Consider the following 17,383-nt stretch of genomic DNA (forward strand, 5'->3'; position numbering starts at 1 on the left):
CTGAGTCGGAATTCCCGCCCGCTTCGGGGACTGGTTCCGGCACGCGAGGCGGCCGGGTTCCCGTTCAGGCGGAGCCGTAAACGTACTGGAGCGGGGCGCCCCGATGCAAATCGAGGCGCCCCGCTCCGGGTTCACGCGTACGAGGGCCGACGGACCGTCAGACCTCCACCACCACCGGGAGGATCATCGGCCTGCGGCGATACGTGTCGGAGACCCACTTGCCGAGAGTCCGCCGCACCAGCTGCTGGAGCTGATGGGGCTCGACCACGCCGTCCTGCGCCGAGCGCTCCAGGACCTCCGTGATCCTCGGGATCACGTCGGCGAACGCCGAGTCCTCGATGCCGGAGCCGCGGGCGTGGACATGCGGCCCGCCCGTGATCTTGCCCGTCGACGAGTCGATGACGACGAAGACCGAGATGATGCCCTCGTCGCCGAGGATCTTGCGGTCCTTCAGGGCCGGCTCGCCCACATCGCCGACCGAGAGGCCGTCGACGTACACGTAACCCGCCTGGACCTTGCCGGAGATCTTGGCCTTGCCCGCGACGAGGTCGACGACGACGCCGTCCTCGGCGATGACGATCCGGTCGTGCGGGACGCCGGTCATGGCACCCAGTTCGGCGTTGGCCCGCAGGTGGCGCCATTCGCCGTGGACCGGCATCAGGTTCTTCGGGCGGCAGATGTTGTAGAAGTACAGCAGCTCGCCGGCCGAGGCGTGGCCCGAGACGTGGACCTTGGCGTTGCCCTTGTGGACGACGTTGGCGCCCCAGCGGGTCAGGCCGTTGATCACGCGGTAGACCGCGTTCTCGTTGCCGGGGATCAGGGACGACGCCAGGATCACCGTGTCGCCGGAGACGATGCGGATCTGGTGGTCCCGGTTGGCCATGCGGGACAGGGCCGCCATCGGCTCGCCCTGGGAACCCGTACAGACGAGGACCACCTCGCTGTCCGGGAGGTCGTCCAGGGTCTTCACGTCGACCACCAGGCCCGGCGGGACCTTCAGGTAGCCGAGGTCTCGCGCGATGCCCATGTTGCGGACCATCGAGCGGCCGACGAAGGCGACCCTGCGGCCGTACTCGTGGGCCGCGTCCAGGATCTGCTGGATGCGGTGGACGTGGCTCGCGAAGCTGGCCACGATGATCCGCTTGCGGGCGCTCGCGAAGACCTGGCGCAGGACGTTGGAGATGTCCCGCTCGTGCGGGGTGAAGCCGGGGACTTCCGCGTTCGTGGAGTCCGAGAGAAGGAGGTCGATGCCCTCCTCGCTCAGGCGTGCGAACGCGTGTAGATCCGTCAGACGGTTGTCCAGCGGAAGCTGGTCCATCTTGAAGTCGCCGGTGTGGACGACCATGCCGGCGGGCGTGCGGATGGCGACTGCCAGCGCGTCCGGGATGGAGTGGTTGACCGCGACGAACTCGCAGTCGAACGGGCCGATGCGCTCGCGGTTCCCCTCCGCCACCTCGAGGGTGTACGGGCGGATGCGGTGCTCCTGGAGCTTGGCCTCGATGAGAGCGAGGGTCAGCTTGGAGCCGATCAGCGGGATGTCCGGCTTCTCGCGGAGCAGGAAGGGGACGCCGCCGATGTGGTCCTCGTGGCCGTGCGTGAGCACGATGCCCTCGATGTCGTCGAGGCGGTCCCGGATGGACGAGAAGTCCGGCAGGATCAGGTCGATTCCGGGCTGCTCCTCCTCGGGGAAGAGCACTCCGCAGTCGACGATCAGAAGGCGGCCGCCGTACTCGAAGACCGTCATGTTTCGGCCGATCTCGCCGAGACCGCCGAGCGGGGTGACGCGCAGGCCGCCTTCGGGGAGCGGCGGGGGCGGGCCGAGTTCAGGATGCGGATGACTCAAAAGACTCTCCTCACCACACGCGCCACGTACCGGTAGGGCACGTGGCGCGCATGACGTTCGTGCGTGTAGCAGTTGTCGTTGTGTGGTGCGGGCACCGGTGGCCCGCGTATTCAGTTGTGAAGTCTGTTGCGCGCCGGGGGCGCACGAAGTCTGTTGTCAGAGCTGTACCCCGCCGGCGGCAAGATCGATCTTGAGCTGCTCGATCTCTTCCGGAGTGAGTTCCACCATGGGGGCGCGCAGCGGTCCGGCGGGCAGGCCCTGGAGGGCGAGCGCGGCCTTGGTCGTCATGACGCCCTGGGTGCGGAACATGCCGGTGTAGACCGGGAGCAGCTTCTGGTGGATCTCCGTGGCCTTCTGGACGTCGCCCGAGACGAAGGCGTCCACGAGGGCGCGCAGGTCCGGGGTGACCACATGGCCGACGACCGAGACGAAGCCGACCGCGCCCACGGAGAGGAGCGGCAGGTTCAGCATGTCGTCGCCGGAGTACCAGGCGAGGCCGGAGCGGGCGATGGCCCAGCTGGCGCGACCGAGGTCGCCCTTGGCGTCCTTGTTGGCGACGATGCGCGGGTGCTCGGCGAGCCGGACCAGCGTCTCGGTGTTGATCGGGACGCCGCTGCGGCCGGGGATGTCGTAGAGCATGACCGGCAGCTCGGTGGCGTCGGCGATGGCCTTGAAGTGCCGGTACAGGCCCTCCTGCGGGGGCTTGTTGTAGTACGGCGTGACCACCAGGAGGCCGTGGGCGCCGGTCTGTTCGGCGGCCTTGGCCAGTTCGAGGCTGTGGTGGGTGTCGTTGGTGCCGACGCCAGCGACGACATGGGCGCGGTCGCCGACCGCCTCCAGTACGGCTCGTACGAGGTCCGATTTCTCCGTGTCGCTGGTGGTGGGCGACTCACCGGTGGTGCCGTTGATGATCAGGCCGTCGTTGCCTGCGTCCACCAGGTGGGAAGCGAGCCGCTGCGCGCCGTCGAGGTCGAGTGCGCCGTCCGCCGTGAAGGGCGTGACCATGGCGGTGAGGACCCTCCCGAAGGGGGTCTGCGGAGTGGAGGTCGGAGCCATGGGTAACACGCTACTCGCTGCTCAAGACGTGGTCTGCCCTCGGGGGGCGCGAAAAGTCATGACAAAGGTGGAGCCCGGCACTGCCTGCTCGGGGGTTCAAGCAGTGCCGGGTCCGTTTGATCAGGCTAGATGAACTTCTCCAAATGCCGCAATACGGACACCTCGCGAGGCTGAACCGTACATCTGTGCCCGGTCGGGGAACGCGGGTGCGTTACGGCGCCACACGGCCGTTCGCATTGAAGGCGGCGTACGTGAGCGGCATGAGCTTGGCCCACTCGGCCTCCATCTTCTCGCCGACCATCTCGATCTCGCGCTGCGGGAAGGAGGGGACCTTCGCCAGTTCGTGCTGGGTGCGCAGGCCGAGGAAGTGCATCAGCGAGCGGGCGTTGCACGTGGCGTACATCGAGGAGAACAGGCCGACCGGGAGGACCGCGCGGGCGACCTCGCGGGCGACGCCGGCGGCGAGCATTTCCTGGTAGGAGCGGTAAGACTGGCGGTACGACTCCTCCATCGCCCGTGACACCGAGTCGTGCTGCTCGGGTGTCCCCTCTACGAACACATACTTGCCAGGTCGGCCCTGCTGAACGAGCTTGCGCGATGTGTCGGGCACGTAGAAGACAGGCTGCAGTTCCCTGTACCGGCCGGACTCCTCGTTGTACGACCACCCCACTCGGTGCCGCATGAACTCACGGAAGACGAAGATCGGGGCATTGATGAAGAAGGTCATGGAGTTGTGCTCGAACGGGCTGCCATGCCGGTCACGCATCAGGTAGTTGATCAGCCCTTTGGAACGCTCCGGGTCCTTGCCCAACTCGTCCAGGGACTGCTCCCCAATGGTCGACACACGGGCCGCGAACAGCACGTCCGAGTCTGTCGCACTGTGCTTGACCAGCTCGACGCTGACGTCACTGCGCAAGTCGATCTTGAACTCGTCATCGGGGGTGGGGGTCACGGTTCGAAGGGTCCTTCCATCGCGTCTTTCGGCGACGCCACTCTACGGCCCACCAAACAGGACGTTCGTTGTCGTGACCGAGGAAACTTGGTTAAACCGGGCACCTTTTCTGGAACTCGTGCGTCTGTATCAACAACAGTCACTTATTCGAGCTTGAGAGGAGCGCTCCCCCATGTTCAGCCGGCGTGAGCCCGTCCCGTTCGCCTTCGTCGCCGAGGCCGACAGGTTCCGCAGCAATGTCACTCCCCCGCCCCGGGAGAAGTCCTCCGCCGGGCAGATAGCCGGGCGTTGGCTGCTGGGGGTCACCATCATCGCCGCGCTGGTGGGTTCCCTGGTGCTCGGGATGCCGGCGCTGACCGTCGATCACTCCGCCACGGACACCCAGCAGTCACAGGCGTCCCAAGGACACTGACTCTCCCCCACTGCCCCAAATGGCGTGGGAGGGACCCCCATGAGCCCCCAAAGGTGGCTCGTAGGGACACTGGCGGATAGCCTCACCGGGCACAGCCCACGCATGCATTGAGTGAGGACCAGCCGTGCCCCTGCCCTTCCTGACGGCCGACCGCGCCTTCGAGACAGCCGACGACATCGCGCTGCCCTTCGACGACCGCGACCACTGGCGGCGCCCGTACCGTCCCGGTCCCTGGCGGGTGGGTGCGGCGGCGCTTCTGCTGCTGCTCGCGTCGTACGTGCTGTTCGCGGCGGTCATCATCGCCCTGACCGGTTCGGTGTCCGAGGGTGGTGTGGTCTTCGGGGGCGCGCTGGCCGTCATCGCCGTGTCGCTGCGGCTGTTGCGGATGGGCGTGTGGGTGAGCGCGCGCGGGGTGCGCCATGTCGGGTTCCTCCTCACGCGGACCGTGCGGTGGGAGCAGGTCGTCGCCGTGCGGACGGTGCAGCAGCCGGTGCGCTGGCTGGGCCTGCCGCGGACCGTTCAGGGGCAGGCGCTGACCGTCGTACGGCGTGATCGCGCGGCGGAGGACACCTCGCCGCTGCTGACCACGCACAACGCGGACTTCCTGGGGCGGGCCGAGGCGTTCGACCGGGCCGCGGACTCGGTGGAGGCGTGGGGCGCGGAGTATCAGCGGGGCTGAGTCGCCGACGAAGACGTCGAAGGGGCCGGTCCGCGGTGTGTGCGGGCCGGCCCCTTCGGCGTACGGCGTCTCAGGCCTGGACGGGTTTGCCGTCGTGCAGGGCGATCGCCCTCTGCATCGCCTTGCGGGCGCGCGGGGTGTCGCGGGCGTCGTGGTAGGCGACGGCGAGGCGGAACCAGCTGCGCCAGTCGTCGGGTTCGGCCTCGGTCTCGGCCTTGCGCTTGGCGAAGACCTCGTCGGCCGAGTCGCGGTCGATGCGGCCGCTGGGCAGGCGCTTCAACTCGTCGACGGGCAGGCCGCCTTCGGCGTCGAGTTCGGCGGCGAGCTGGTTGGCCTTGCGGACGAACTCGGTGTTCTTCCACAGGAACCACAGGCCGATGACCGGCAGGATCAGCACCGCCACGCCGAAGGTGACGGTGATGAGGGTGCCGGACTGGATGAGCATGACGCCGCGGCTGCCGACCAGGACGAAGTAGAAGACCAGGACGGCGGCCGTTATGGCGTAGGACAGCTTGGCGCGCATGGTGGTGTCAGCCCAGGTCCAGGAAGTTTTCCAGGCCGAAGGTCAGGCCCGGGGTCGTGACCACCTTGCGGGCGCCCAGCAGGATGCCCGGCATGAAGCTGCTGTGGTGGAGCGAGTCGTGGCGGATCGTCAGCGTCTCGCCCTCGCCGCCCAGGAGGACCTCCTGGTGGGCCAGGAGACCGCGCAGGCGGACGGAGTGGACGGGGACGCCGTCGACGTCCGCGCCGCGCGCGCCCTCGAGGGCCGTCTCGGTGGCGTCCGGCGCCTGAGCCGTGCCCGCCGCGCGCCGGGCCTCGGCGATGAGCTGGGCCGTGCGCGTGGCGGTGCCCGAAGGCGCGTCGACCTTCTTCGGGTGGTGGAGTTCGACGACCTCCACCGACTCGAAGTAGGGGGCCGCGATCTGCGCGAACTTCATGTTCAGGACGGCGCCGATGGAGAAGTTGGGCGCGATGAGGACGCCCGTCTCCGGGGACGCGGCCAGCCAGCCGTTCAGCTGCGCGAGGCGCTCGTCGGTCCAGCCCGTCGTACCGACGACGGCGTGGATGCCGTGGCCGACGCAGTACTCCAGGTTGTCCATCACCGAGGCGGGCGTGGTCAGTTCGACGGCGACCTGGGCGCCCGTCTCCGCCAGGGTCTCCAGCTTGTCGCCCCGGCTCAGGGCGGCGACCAGCTCCATGTCCTCGGCGGCCTCGACGGCCTTGACCGCCTCGGAGCCGATCCGGCCCTTGGCACCGAGGACCGCCACGCGCAGCTTGCTCATCTCTTGCTTCCTTAAGCCAGAACAGAAGGGGGTTAGGCCACGGCCTCGTGCAGTCGGGACGCCTGCTTGTCCTTGAGCGGGCCGATGACCGACAGCGAGGGCCGCTGCCCCAGGATGTCGCGGGCGACCGCGCGGACGTCGTCCGGGGTGACCGAGGCTATCCGGGTGAGCATGTCGTCGACGGACATCTGCTCGCCCCAGCACAGCTCGCTCTTGCCGATGCGGTTCATCAGCGCGCCGGTGTCCTCCAGGCCGAGGACCGTCGAACCCCGGAGCTGGCCGATGGCGCGGGCGATCTCGTCGTCGGACAGGCCGTGCTCGGCGACCTGGTCGAGTTCGTCGCGGCAGATCTTCAGCACGTCATGGACCTGCGAGGGCCGGCAGCCGGCGTAGACGCCGAAGAGGCCGCAGTCGGCGAAGCCCGAGGTGTACGAGTACACGCTGTAGGCCAGGCCGCGCTTCTCGCGGACCTCCTGGAACAGGCGGGAGGACATGCCGCCGCCCAGGGCCGTGTTGAGGACGCCGAGGGCCCAGCGGCGCTCGTCGGTGCGGGCGAGGCCCGGCATGCCGAGGACGACATGGGCCTGCTCGGTCTTGCGGCCGATCAGCTCCACGCGGCCCGCGGTGCGCAGGGCACGCCGGCCGTCGCGCGGGGCGATGGGCGTGGCGTCGGTGTTCTTGAGGGCGCCCGCCTTCTCGAAGGCCGCGCGGACCTGTCGTACGACCTTGTTGTGGTCGATGTTGCCCGCGGCGGCCACGACCAGGTGGGTGGGGTCGTAGTGCTTCTTGTAGAAGCGGCGGATGCGGTCGGCGGTCAGGGCGTTGACGGTGTCGACCGTGCCGAGGACCGGGCGGCCGAGGGGGTTGTCGCCGAACATGGTGTGCGCGAACAGGTCGTGCACGCAGTCGCCCGGGTCGTCCTCGGTCATGGCGATCTCTTCGAGGATCGCGCCCCGCTCGACGTTGACGTCCTCTTCGAGGATGAGGGAACCCGTGAGCATGTCGCAGACGACGTCTATGGCGAGCGGCAGGTCGGTGTCGAGCACGCGCGCGTAGTAGCACGTGTACTCCTTCGCCGTGAACGCGTTCATCTCGCCGCCGACCGCGTCGAGCGCCGAGGAGATGTCCAGGGCGGAGCGGCGCGTGGTGCCCTTGAAGAGCAGGTGCTCCAGGTAGTGCGTGGCGCCGTTCAGGGCCGGGGTCTCGTCGCGGGAGCCGACGTGGGCCCAGATGCCGAAGGTCGCGGAGCGGACCGAGGGCAGGGTCTCGGTGACGATGCGCAGGCCACCCGGGAGGGTGGTCTTACGGACCGTACCGATGCCGTTCTCGCCCTTGATCAGGGTTTGGGTACGGGCGACGGCCCGCGCCTCCGAGGAGGTGCGGGCCGTCGCCGTGGAGCTACTCGACGTCACTTGTCGGTGTCGTCCTTCTTGTCGTCAGCCGACTCCTCGCCCTCGATCACGGGGATCAGGGAGAGCTTGCCGCGGGAGTCGATCTCGGCGATCTCGACCTGGACCTTCTGGCCCACGCCGACGACGTCCTCGACGTTCTCCACGCGCTTGCCGCCGGCGAGCTTGCGGATCTGCGAGATGTGCAGCAGACCGTCCTTGCCGGGGAGCAGCGAGACGAACGCGCCGAAGGTGGTGGTCTTGACGACCGTACCCAGGTAGCGCTCGCCGACCTCCGGCATGGTCGGGTTGGCGATGCCGTTGATCGTGGCGCGGGCGGCCTCGGCGGCCGGGCCGTCGGCGGCACCGATGTAGATGGTGCCGTCGTCCTCGATCGTGATCTCGGCGCCGGTGTCCTCCTGGATCTGGTTGATCATCTTGCCCTTGGGGCCGATGACCTCACCGATCTTGTCCACGGGGATCTTGACGGTGATGATCCGCGGGGCGTTCGGGGACATCTCGTCCGGCGTGTCGATCGCTTCCATCATCACGTCGAGGATGTGGAGGCGGGCGTCACGGGCCTGCTTGAGGGCCGCGGCCAGGACGGAGGCCGGGATGCCGTCCAGCTTGGTGTCGAGCTGGAGGGCGGTCACGAACTCCTTGGTGCCGGCGACCTTGAAGTCCATGTCACCGAAGGCGTCCTCCGCACCGAGGATGTCGGTGAGGGTGACGTAGTGCGTCTCGCCCTCGATCTCCTGGGAGATCAGGCCCATGGCGATACCGGCGACGGGGGCCTTCAGCGGCACACCGGCGTTCAGCAGCGACATGGTGGAGGCGCAGACGGAGCCCATGGACGTCGAGCCGTTGGAGCCGAGGGCCTCGGACACCTGACGGATCGCGTAGGGGAACTCCTCGCGCGTCGGCAGGACCGGGACCAGGGCACGCTCGGCGAGCGCGCCGTGGCCGATCTCGCGGCGCTTCGGGGAGCCGACGCGGCCGGTCTCGCCGGTGGAGTACGGCGGGAAGTTGTAGTTGTGCATGTAGCGCTTGCGGGTCACCGGGGAGAGGGTGTCCAGCTGCTGCTCCATGCGGAGCATGTTGAGGGTGGTGACGCCCAGGATCTGGGTCTCGCCACGCTCGAACAGCGCCGAGCCGTGCACGCGCGGGATGGCCTCGACCTCGGCGGCGAGCGTACGGATGTCCGTGACGCCACGGCCGTCGATGCGCTTCTTCTCCTTGATCACGCGCTCGCGGACGAGCTGCTTGGTCAGGGAGCGGTACGCGGCGGAGATCTCCTTCTCGCGGCCCTCGAACTCCGGCAGGAGCTTCTCGGCGGCGAGCGCCTTGACGCGGTCCAGCTCGGCCTCGCGCTCCTGCTTGCCGGCGATGGTCAGCGCGGAGGCGAGCTCCGGGCGGACGGCGGCGGAGAGCGCCTCCAGGACGTCGTCCTGGTAGTCGAGGAAGATCGGGAACTCGCCGGTCGGCTTGGCGGCCTTCGACGCGAGGTCGGCCTGGGCCTTGCAGAGCACCTTGATGAAGGGCTTCGCGGCGTCCAGACCGGCGGCGACGACCTCCTCGGTCGGCGCCTCGGCGCCGCCCTTGACCAGCTGGATGGTCTTCTCGGTGGCCTCGGCCTCGACCATCATGATCGCGACGTCGCCGTCCTCCAGGACGCGACCGGCGACGACCATGTCGAAGACGGCGTCCTCGAGCTCGGAGTGCGTCGGGAAGGCCACCCACTGGTTGTTGATCAGCGCGACGCGGACGCCGCCGATCGGGCCCGAGAAGGGCAGGCCGGCCAGCTGCGTGGACGCGGACGCGGCGTTGATCGCCACGACGTCGTACAGGTGGTCCGGGTTGAGGGCCATGATCGTGGCGACGACCTGGATCTCGTTGCGCAGGCCCTTCTTGAAGGACGGGCGCAGCGGGCGGTCGATCAGGCGGCAGGTGAGGATCGCGTCCTCGGACGGCCGGCCCTCACGGCGGAAGAAGGAACCCGGGATCTTGCCGGCGGCGTACATCCGCTCCTCGACGTCCACCGTGAGGGGGAAGAAGTCGAGCTGGTCCTTGGGGTTCTTGGAGGCGGTGGTGGCCGACAGCACCATGGTGTCGTCGTCCAGGTAGGCCACGGCGGAGCCGGCGGCCTGGCGGGCCAGGCGGCCCGTCTCGAAGCGGATGGTGCGGGTGCCGAAGGAGCCGTTGTCGATGACGGCCTCGGCGTAGTGGGTCTCGTTCTCCACTAGCGTTTTCTCCTCGTCTTCGTCCCTCCCGCCCGTGTGGCGGGGGGACGGTTGCGGAGAAGCGCTCCGTTCAGTGCGGGCCGGTCTTCGATCGAAGCACCCGGGCTCACTTCCCCCGGGGGCCACTACCGAGGACCGGCGGCGGCGAGGTGCGCTTCTCCTCGTTCGTCTTGTTCTTCTTGTGATGTCGCCATACCCCTACGGGTACGCGCCATCACGCTGTGTCGTACGTATTGCGTTGTGCTACCACACTACAAAGAGGCAGTGACACTCCGCACGTACAGCAAAGGGAGCGGCCCCCGAACAAGTGGGAACCGCTCCCTTCACGGCGTCTTACTTGGCGCCCGCCGCACCACGGCGGATGCCGAGGCGGTCGACCAGCGCACGGAAGCGCTGGATGTCCTTCTTCGCCAGGTACTGGAGAAGGCGGCGACGCTGACCGACCAGGATCAGCAGACCACGGCGGGAGTGGTGGTCGTGCTTGTGGGTCTTGAGGTGCTCGGTCAGGTCGGAGATCCGGCGCGAAAGCATGGCGACCTGGACCTCGGGGGAGCCGGTGTCGCCCTCCTTCTGACCGAACTCGGCGATGATCTGCTTCTTCACTGCGGCGTCGAGCGGCACTCGAAACTCCTCGTAGTCTGAAAATGGCCACCGAGTGCCCCCGGTCTGTGTCTCGGGGGAGCTTCCGTTACTCGGGAGGCGGGGATCCGCTGGGCGCGGCCTCCAGGGTCCTTCGAGGGACTCCGGGGGTGCGTACACAAACGGCCGTCACTCAGGGTACCAGGCACAGGTGGGCACCTTCTCCCGGGTTCCACAACCACCTGGAGCGGGGATGCGGGGCCACTAGGGTGACGGCAGATCGTACGACGTCGGGAAGGGGTCGCTGGGCATGGCGGAGACGGCTGAGGAGATCAAGGCGCGCAAGGAGCGGGAGCGGGACGAGCTCTACGCGCTCGACATCTCCGGCGTCGAGTGGCACTGCGCGCCGGGCACGGAGGAGCACGAGGAGCGGGTCGAGATCGCGTACCTGCCCGAGGGTGCCGTGGCCATGCGGTCCTCGCTCGACCCGGACACCGTGCTGCGCTACACGGAGGCGGAGTGGACGGCCTTCGTGCTGGGGGCGCGGGACGGGGAGTTCGACCTCGATCCGACGCCGGAGGAATCGGCGGAGAAGTGAGAAGAGGGGCGGCACGCGCGCGTGCCGCCCCTCCATCCGTACGTCAGTGCTTCAGCCCGGCGCTGCCGAACGCGATGGCCATCAGCACCGGGTCGGCCGGGGACTTGTCGTCGCGGACCAGCTCGCGCTTGCCGAAGAAGACCCGGCCCTGCTGGTAGAGGATGTCCGACTCGTCCGGGTCGCTGAAGTCGGCGTCGTCCTCCTCCGGGAGGGTGAAGAGGAGGAGCGGGGTCTCCTTGTCCGTGCGCGGGTTCCAGCGCACCACGGCCGCCGGGGCGACGGTGCCCGCGCCGCGGCGGTAGATGAGGAGATCGTCGCCGCTCATGCGGAGGGGATAGACCTTCTGGAACTCGCGGCCCTCGAACTTGCCCGCCGTCTTGCCGGTCGCGAGGTCGAACGCCACGATCCAGTCCGAGGGCTCGCCGGTGGCGATGTTCTCCTCGCTCAGGAGATAGGCCTGGGTGCGGCCGACGACGATGCCGTCGCAGTTCTCGTACATGCCGAAGTACGGCGACCCGAAGTACCGCTCGCCGCATTTCGGGTCGTAGCCGTCGAGGGAGATGGTGGTGCGGTACTTGCCGTTCCCGTCGAGGGTGATGACGTCGGTCGGGAGGCTGTCCCCGGCGGCGACGGCGAGCACCGGCGGATCGGACGAGGGCAGGTAGACGCTCTGGACCCCGTCGGAGACCTTGTACGTCCACACGGGCTTGCCGGTGCGGGGGTCGACCTTCTGCACCTGGTACCTGACGTCGGGCAGCGAGCCGCAGCCGCGCAGGGCCAGCAGGGCGCGGCCGCCGGCGAAGGCCTTGTCCTGGCACTCGTCACCGAGGGCGCTGCTCCACAGCTTCGCGCCGGTCTTCATGTCGTACGCCACCGAGCCCTGCCCCCAGGCCACGGCGACGACACCCTTCGTCAGGGTGAGGTTGGTGTTGGTGACGAAGGCGGAGTTCGCGGCCGGCATCTGCTTCTGCCACAGCTTCTTGCCGGTGTTCAGGTCGAAGAAGACCACCTGGTCGCAGACGCCCGCCTTCTCCGAGCCGTCGGGCTGCGGGGGCTGGATCACGACGGCGGTACGACCGTCGGCGGTGACGTGCCGGCTGGTGGCGCAGAGGTGGCCGTCGAGCTTGAGGGTCCAGGCCTTCTCGTCGGCGTCGAGGGCGATGTTGTAGCCCTCCAGGCGGTTGGCGACGCCCTTGACCATGACCTTGTCGGTGGCCCAGGTGCCGGGGGCGTAGCGGGGAGCGGCGTCGGTGGTCTTGGAGAGGCCCTCCTCGTCGTGTTCCAGCATCAGTTGGCCCTCGGGTGAGCCGGGGACCTTCTCGGTCGTCTCCCTGACGGCGTCGGCGCTCTGTACGACGGGACCCTTGGCGTCGGCGGGGGCGCTGTCGTCGCCGGACGCGAGGTACCAGCCGCCTCCGGCCAGCACGAGAAGGGCCACGACGACCGCCACCGCGCCCAGCAGTTTCGTGCGGCGACGCTTGCGGGCGGTGTCGGCCGCGAGTGCGGATTGGGTGTAGATCGAGGGAGGCGGGCCGAAGCTCACGCGGAAGCGCCCTTTCTGTTTCTGGCCGGAATCTGACCTGATCAAGTTCGGATCGGCCCTACTATGCCCGCCGGCCGGTCGCGGGCCGGGAGTGGGGTGTCTCGCCGTTCCCCTCAACACCCTTGCGGGGCAAGGTGCTTCGGACTGCGTGCGGTGTCGGCCGCCGTCACCTTCCGTTTGTGTTCGGGGTATTCACCGACATCGCCCTTTTTCCTCACCGATGCGAAAGCTGTGTACGCCACTTCTGGGCAGGTTGTGACGCAGCGGACGGTTGCTCGGGGGCGGACGGGCCTGCCGGGGTGGGGCTTGTGGTGATTAGGCTGGTACCGGGCGCGACGCCAGAACCCGTGGACCGGGCGTCGGCGTCCCAGGGGGAGAGCCGGTGGATCGGACGACCTCGAACGACTTCGGACGACTAGAAGACGACAAGAACAGGTCGCCCCTGGCACGGCGTGAGGGTGCTCGACCACACCAGGAGGAATTGTGAGCAGCGATCGGGACGGGATCCGCGGGGGCTGGGCCACACCCGGCGATGACCAGCCCGACGCGGAGTCCGCCAGCGAGATGACGGGCGAGTTCACCATCGACTACGCACCGCCTGCCTGGTACACGCAGAACGCGTCCGCGGGGTCGAACGACGGGGGGAATTCGGGGGGTTCGTCGGGTTCTGCGGGTTCGGGAGGCTCTGCGGGTGCGGGGGGTTCTTCGGGTACGGCGGGGTCGGCGGCCGGGGGTGCGTCCGGTGGCGCTGCTGGTGGCGCTTCTGGTGGCGTTCCCTCCCCTGCCGACTGGGCCGCGTCCTCCTTGCCGGGGCTGACTCCTCCCGCGCATTCGCGTCCGCAGGGTGCTTCTTCGGGGCCGAGTGCTGTTCCGTCGCCGGCGCCTGGGGCTCCGTTCACGCCGCCTGCGCCTGCGTCTGGGCCGGGGGCGGGGCCGGTGGCTGGTCCGGGGGCTCCCTTCACTCCTCCGGCGCCGGCTTCTTCCGGGCCCGGGGCTCCTTTTACGCCGCCCGCGCCTCCGTCGTCGGGGCCGGGGGCGCCGTTCACTCCGCCGGCATCCTCCGGACCGGGGGCACCCTTCACTCCGCCCGCGTCCGCTCCCGGTGCGCCTTTCCAGCCGCCCGCGCCGCCGAACGGTGGGCCGGGGGCGGTGCCGAGGCTTCCGGTCGGCAGCGGGTTCGAGCCGCAGCCGCCGCAGGCTTCGCAGGCCGACGCCCGGACCGAGGCTCCTGCCGCGGACCCCGCCTCTCCCACGGCCGTGCCGAACATCCCGGGACCGCAGGGGCCGTGGGGCGCTCCGGCGTCGGCTCCCTCCTCGTCCCCGGCGAGCTTCACGTTGCCCGCACCGGCGCCGGCGCCTGCGCCTGAGGTGGCCCCTGCCGCTCCCACGGCCGAGGAACCGGAGGAGTCCGGCAACGGTGACCTCGAAAGTGGCGCGACCATGCGGTTCTCCGCTGTCGCCCTGAAGCGTGACATCGCGGAGCGGGCTGCCGCGGCGGAGGCGAAGCTGACGTCGGTCGACGACGAAGTTGAGGAGACCGAGGGGGCGTCAGTGGCGGAGGCCGACGAGGCCGATGCCGAGCTCGACGTGGATGCGGACCGTGTCGCTGACGGCGAGGACGGCGCCGACGAGGACTCCGGCCTCGACGCGGACTCCTTCAGCGACGTTCCGTCCAGCGAGGACGCTGACTTGGGGGCTTCGGTTGCCGAGGCGGAAGATGCCGAGGGCGAGACGGAGCGGGAAGGTGCCGCGCCGAAGAACGCCGCCGCGGTGGACGCGGACCTGACGGACAGCGACTCGACCGACGCCGAGCCTCATGACACCGTCGCGGCGGCCCCGGTCGCCGTGGCTCCGGAAGCCGATGCCGACGTGGGACCGGCGGACGTGCAGGAGTCGGACGCGGGGGCCGAGGACGCTCAGGAGCCTGACGCGGGAACGGTGAACGCGGAGGAGTCGGACGCGGGAGCTGTGGGCCCGGTGACTGCGGACGCGGAGGCGGTGGACACTGAGCGTGGTGCTGCCGCAACTGACGATGTGGAGCCGGTGGATGCGGTTGATGCGGTGCCTGCTGACGCCGAGCCGGTGAACTCCGTACGTGCCGACGCGGAACCGGTGGATGCCGTACCCGCTGACGCTGAGCCCAACGACTCGGGTCTCTCCGACTCCGGCCTCTCCGGCTCGGAACCCGCAGACGCCGTACCGGCTGACGCGAACCCTGAGGAGACTGCGCCTTCCGACGCCGCGCCGTCCGAGACTCCCTCCGACGCCGCGCCGTCCGAGACTCCCTCCGACGCCGCGCCGTCCGACGCCACCCCTGAGGACAGTGCGCCCCAGGACTCCGCCCCACAGGACGCTCCGCAGAACTCCGCCCCACAGGACGCTCCGCCCGCCTGGACTCCCCCGCCCGCGCCGCAGCCCGGCATGCCGCCGCTGCCGCCGTCGTACCAGCCCGCCGCGCCCGCGCCCGCGGCGCAGTGGCCCGCGCAGCCCCAGCCGCAGCAGCCGGCCCCGGCGGCGCCCGCCCAGCCGCAGCCCGCGGTCGCTCAGAACCAGCCGCCCGTGCCGCCGCAGCAGCCGCAGTTCCAGCCACAGGCACCGCAGCCCGCGCCCGCCGCCTGGAACCCGCCGGCCACACAACAGCCCGCAGGCCAGGCCCCGGCAGCACCGGGCCCGCAGGCCGGCTACGGCTTCCCGCAGCCCACGGCCACGCCGCCGACGGCCACCCAACAGCCCACTGACCAGCCCCCGGTAGCCCCGAACCCGCAGGCCGGCTACGGCTTCCCGCAGCCCTCCCCCTCGACCCCGCCGGCTGCCCAGCCCCCGGCAGCCCCAGGCCCACAGGCCGGGTACGGCTTCCCGCACCCCGGCGGAGCCCCCGCGCCCAACCCGCAGGCCGGCTATGGCTTCCCGCACCCCGGCGCCCCGGCCCCCACCCCCAACCCCCAAGCCGGCTACGGCTTCCCCCACCCGGGCGGAGCCCCCGCCCCCACCCCCGCCCCGCAGCCCGGCGGATACGGCTTCCCGCCCTCAGGCGCCGCCCCCGACAACGGCCAGCCCCTCGCACAGCCGGGCCAGCCGCAGCCGGGCGTACCGCAACCCCAGGCCCAGCCGCAGCCGCAGCCGCAGGCCGACGCGCCCGCCACCCCGGCTCCCGCGCCCCAGGCCCCGCAGCCCCCCGTACCTCCGACCCCCCAGGGCGGTTACGGCTTCCCCCAGCCCCCGGCGCAACCAGACCAGCCCGGCCAGCCCGGCCAGCCGCAGCCCCCCGCACCCCAGCCGCAGCCCACCCCCACCCCCAACCCGCAGGCCGGCTACGGCTTCCCGCACCCCGGCGCCCCGGCCCCCACCCCCAACCCCCAAGGCGGCTACGGCTTCCCCCAGCCCCCCGCACAGCCGGGCCAGCCGGGCCAGCCCCAAGCCGACGCACAACCCCCGGCCAACGCTCCCGCCCCCACACCCACCCCCCAGGTCCCCCCGACCGACCCCCGCACCGGCACCGCCTGGCCTCAGCCCATGCAGCATGACCAGCGGCAGATGACCAACCCCGGTGCCGCGCCGCTCGGTTACACGGCGGCCGTGGAGCTGTCGTCCGACCGGCTGCTCAACAACAAGAAGCAGAAGGCGAAGAGCAGCCGCCCGGCTGCCCAGCCCTCCCGCTTCAAGATCGGCGGCAAGAAGGAAGAGGCCGAGCGGCAGCGGAAGTTGGAGCTGATCCGGACGCCCGTGCTGTCCTGCTACCGGATCGCCGTCATCAGTCTCAAGGGCGGCGTCGGCAAGACCACCACGACCACCGCGCTCGGCTCCACCCTCGCCACCGAGCGGCAGGACAAGATCCTCGCGATCGACGCCAACCCCGACGCCGGTACGCTCGGGCGGCGCGTCCGGCGGGAGACCGGGGCCACCATCCGTGACCTCGTCCAGGCGATCCCGTACCTCAACTCGTACATGGACATCAGGCGGTTCACCTCCCAGGCCCCGTCCGGGCTGGAGATCATCGCCAACGACGTCGACCCGGCCGTGTCCACGACGTTCAACGACGAGGACTACCGGCGCGCCATCGACGTGCTGGGCAAGCAGTACCCGGTGATCCTGACCGACTCGGGTACCGGTCTGCTCTACTCCGCCATGCGCGGTGTGCTCGACCTCGCCGACCAGCTGATCATCATCTCCACCCCGTCCGTCGACGGCGCCTCCAGCGCCAGTACGACCCTGGACTGGCTGTCCGCGCACGGGTACGCCGACCTCGTCTCCCGCTCCATCACCGTCATCTCCGGTGTCCGCGAGACCGGCAAGATGATCAAGGTGGAGGACATCGTCAGCCACTTCGAGACCCGCTGCCGCGGCGTCGTCGTGGTGCCCTTCGACGAGCACCTCGCCGCCGGTGCCGAGGTCGACCTCGACATGATGCGGCCCAAGGTGCGCGAGGCGTACTTCAACCTCGCGGCGATGGTCGCCGAGGACTTCGTACGCCACCAGCAGTCCCACGGCCTGTGGACCAGCGACGGCAACCCGCCCCCGGTGGCGGCCCCGCCGATGCCGGGCCAGCAGCAGTACGCCCAGCCCGGCCAGGCATATCCGCAGCAGCCGTACCCGCAACAGCAGCAGCCCGGCCCCGGCTACCCCCAGCAGGGCCAGCCGTACCCGCAGCCGCAGCCCGGTCAGCCGTACCCACCGCAGCAGCCGTACCCGCAACAGCAGCAGCCCGGTCCCGGCTATCCCCAGCCCGGGCAGCCGGGGCAGCCCCCGCAGCCGCCCCAGCAGTAAGCGGTCGTCACGACACAGAAGGGCGGCCGGTGCTCATCCGCACCGG

Annotated in this window: 13 protein-coding genes and 1 pseudogene; 5 read left to right on the plus strand and 9 right to left on the minus strand. The window is 70.1% G+C overall.

What is annotated here, in order from left to right:
• Positions 1–157: 157 nt before the first annotated feature.
• From IQ210_RS42535 to thyX, 3 genes are all read right to left on the minus strand, one after another.
• Positions 158–1,843: a ribonuclease J gene (locus IQ210_RS42535; RefSeq protein WP_194084629.1), complete on the minus strand. Its 1,686-nt coding sequence runs from the start codon at positions 1,841–1,843 to the stop codon at positions 158–160.
• Positions 1,844–1,999: 156 nt separating this feature from the next.
• A complete protein-coding gene (gene dapA, locus IQ210_RS42540) occupies positions 2,000–2,899 on the minus strand; it encodes a 4-hydroxy-tetrahydrodipicolinate synthase (protein ID WP_194084630.1) in 900 nt (299 codons plus the stop codon).
• Positions 2,900–3,110: 211 nt separating this feature from the next.
• A complete protein-coding gene (thyX, locus tag IQ210_RS42545; protein WP_194084631.1) occupies positions 3,111–3,851 on the minus strand; it encodes an FAD-dependent thymidylate synthase in 741 nt (246 codons plus the stop codon).
• Between the two features lie 172 nt (positions 3,852–4,023).
• Here thyX and IQ210_RS42550 point away from each other — a divergent pair, with 172 nt between their 5' ends.
• Both IQ210_RS42550 and IQ210_RS42555 read left to right on the plus strand, forming a co-directional pair.
• On the plus strand, positions 4,024–4,263 hold the full coding sequence (locus IQ210_RS42550; RefSeq protein ID WP_194084632.1) for a hypothetical protein: 240 nt from the start codon (positions 4,024–4,026) through the stop codon (positions 4,261–4,263).
• A gap of 124 nt (positions 4,264–4,387) precedes the next feature.
• Positions 4,388–4,942 carry a hypothetical protein gene (locus IQ210_RS42555; RefSeq protein WP_194084633.1) on the plus strand — a complete coding sequence of 185 codons (555 nt, stop codon included), beginning with the start codon at positions 4,388–4,390 and terminating at the stop codon, positions 4,940–4,942.
• Positions 4,943–5,012: 70 nt separating this feature from the next.
• Here the strand turns inward: IQ210_RS42555 and IQ210_RS42560 are convergent, their stop codons facing one another.
• The 5 genes from IQ210_RS42560 to rpsO all read right to left on the minus strand — a co-directional run bounded on the left by IQ210_RS42560 (position 5,013) and on the right by rpsO (position 10,474).
• Complete coding sequence (locus tag IQ210_RS42560) at positions 5,013–5,465, minus strand: tetratricopeptide repeat protein (RefSeq protein ID WP_194084634.1); 453 nt, start codon at positions 5,463–5,465, stop codon at positions 5,013–5,015.
• A gap of 7 nt (positions 5,466–5,472) precedes the next feature.
• Positions 5,473–6,225: a 4-hydroxy-tetrahydrodipicolinate reductase gene (gene dapB, locus IQ210_RS42565; protein ID WP_194084635.1), complete on the minus strand. Its 753-nt coding sequence runs from the start codon at positions 6,223–6,225 to the stop codon at positions 5,473–5,475.
• Positions 6,226–6,257: 32 nt separating this feature from the next.
• The gene (locus IQ210_RS42570) at positions 6,258–7,637 is read right to left on the minus strand and encodes a M16 family metallopeptidase (RefSeq protein ID WP_194084636.1); all 1,380 of its coding nucleotides are present in this window, start codon (positions 7,635–7,637) and stop codon (positions 6,258–6,260) included.
• Positions 7,634–9,853, minus strand: a complete 2,220-nt coding sequence (locus tag IQ210_RS42575) for a polyribonucleotide nucleotidyltransferase (protein WP_079312019.1) — start codon at positions 9,851–9,853, stop codon at positions 7,634–7,636. Before IQ210_RS42575 ends, IQ210_RS42570 begins: the two co-directional genes overlap by 4 nt.
• A 333-nt stretch (positions 9,854–10,186) precedes the next feature.
• Complete coding sequence (gene rpsO, locus IQ210_RS42580) at positions 10,187–10,474, minus strand: 30S ribosomal protein S15 (protein WP_059197935.1); 288 nt, start codon at positions 10,472–10,474, stop codon at positions 10,187–10,189.
• A gap of 268 nt (positions 10,475–10,742) precedes the next feature.
• Here rpsO and IQ210_RS42585 point away from each other — a divergent pair, with 268 nt between their 5' ends.
• On the plus strand, positions 10,743–11,030 hold the full coding sequence (locus tag IQ210_RS42585; protein WP_194084637.1) for a DUF397 domain-containing protein: 288 nt from the start codon (positions 10,743–10,745) through the stop codon (positions 11,028–11,030).
• Between the two features lie 43 nt (positions 11,031–11,073).
• On the opposite strand, the gene IQ210_RS42590 is transcribed toward IQ210_RS42585, so the two are convergent.
• Positions 11,074–12,573 (minus strand): outer membrane protein assembly factor BamB family protein, encoded by a 1,500-nt coding sequence (locus tag IQ210_RS42590; RefSeq protein WP_194084638.1) that lies wholly within the window; start codon positions 12,571–12,573, stop codon positions 11,074–11,076.
• Between the two features lie 483 nt (positions 12,574–13,056).
• On the opposite strand from IQ210_RS42590, the pseudogene IQ210_RS48580 reads away from it, so the two are divergent.
• Both IQ210_RS48580 and IQ210_RS42595 read left to right on the plus strand, forming a co-directional pair.
• Positions 13,057–13,137, plus strand: a pseudogene (locus IQ210_RS48580) (SCO5717 family growth-regulating ATPase); the annotation flags it as partial.
• 876 nt (positions 13,138–14,013) lie between these two features.
• Positions 14,014–17,337: an AAA family ATPase gene (locus tag IQ210_RS42595; protein ID WP_194084639.1), complete on the plus strand. Its 3,324-nt coding sequence runs from the start codon at positions 14,014–14,016 to the stop codon at positions 17,335–17,337.
• Positions 17,338–17,383 lie beyond the last annotated feature (46 nt).

The organism is Streptomyces justiciae (assembly GCF_015163075.1).
GTDB lineage: Bacteria > Actinomycetota > Actinomycetes > Streptomycetales > Streptomycetaceae > Streptomyces > Streptomyces justiciae.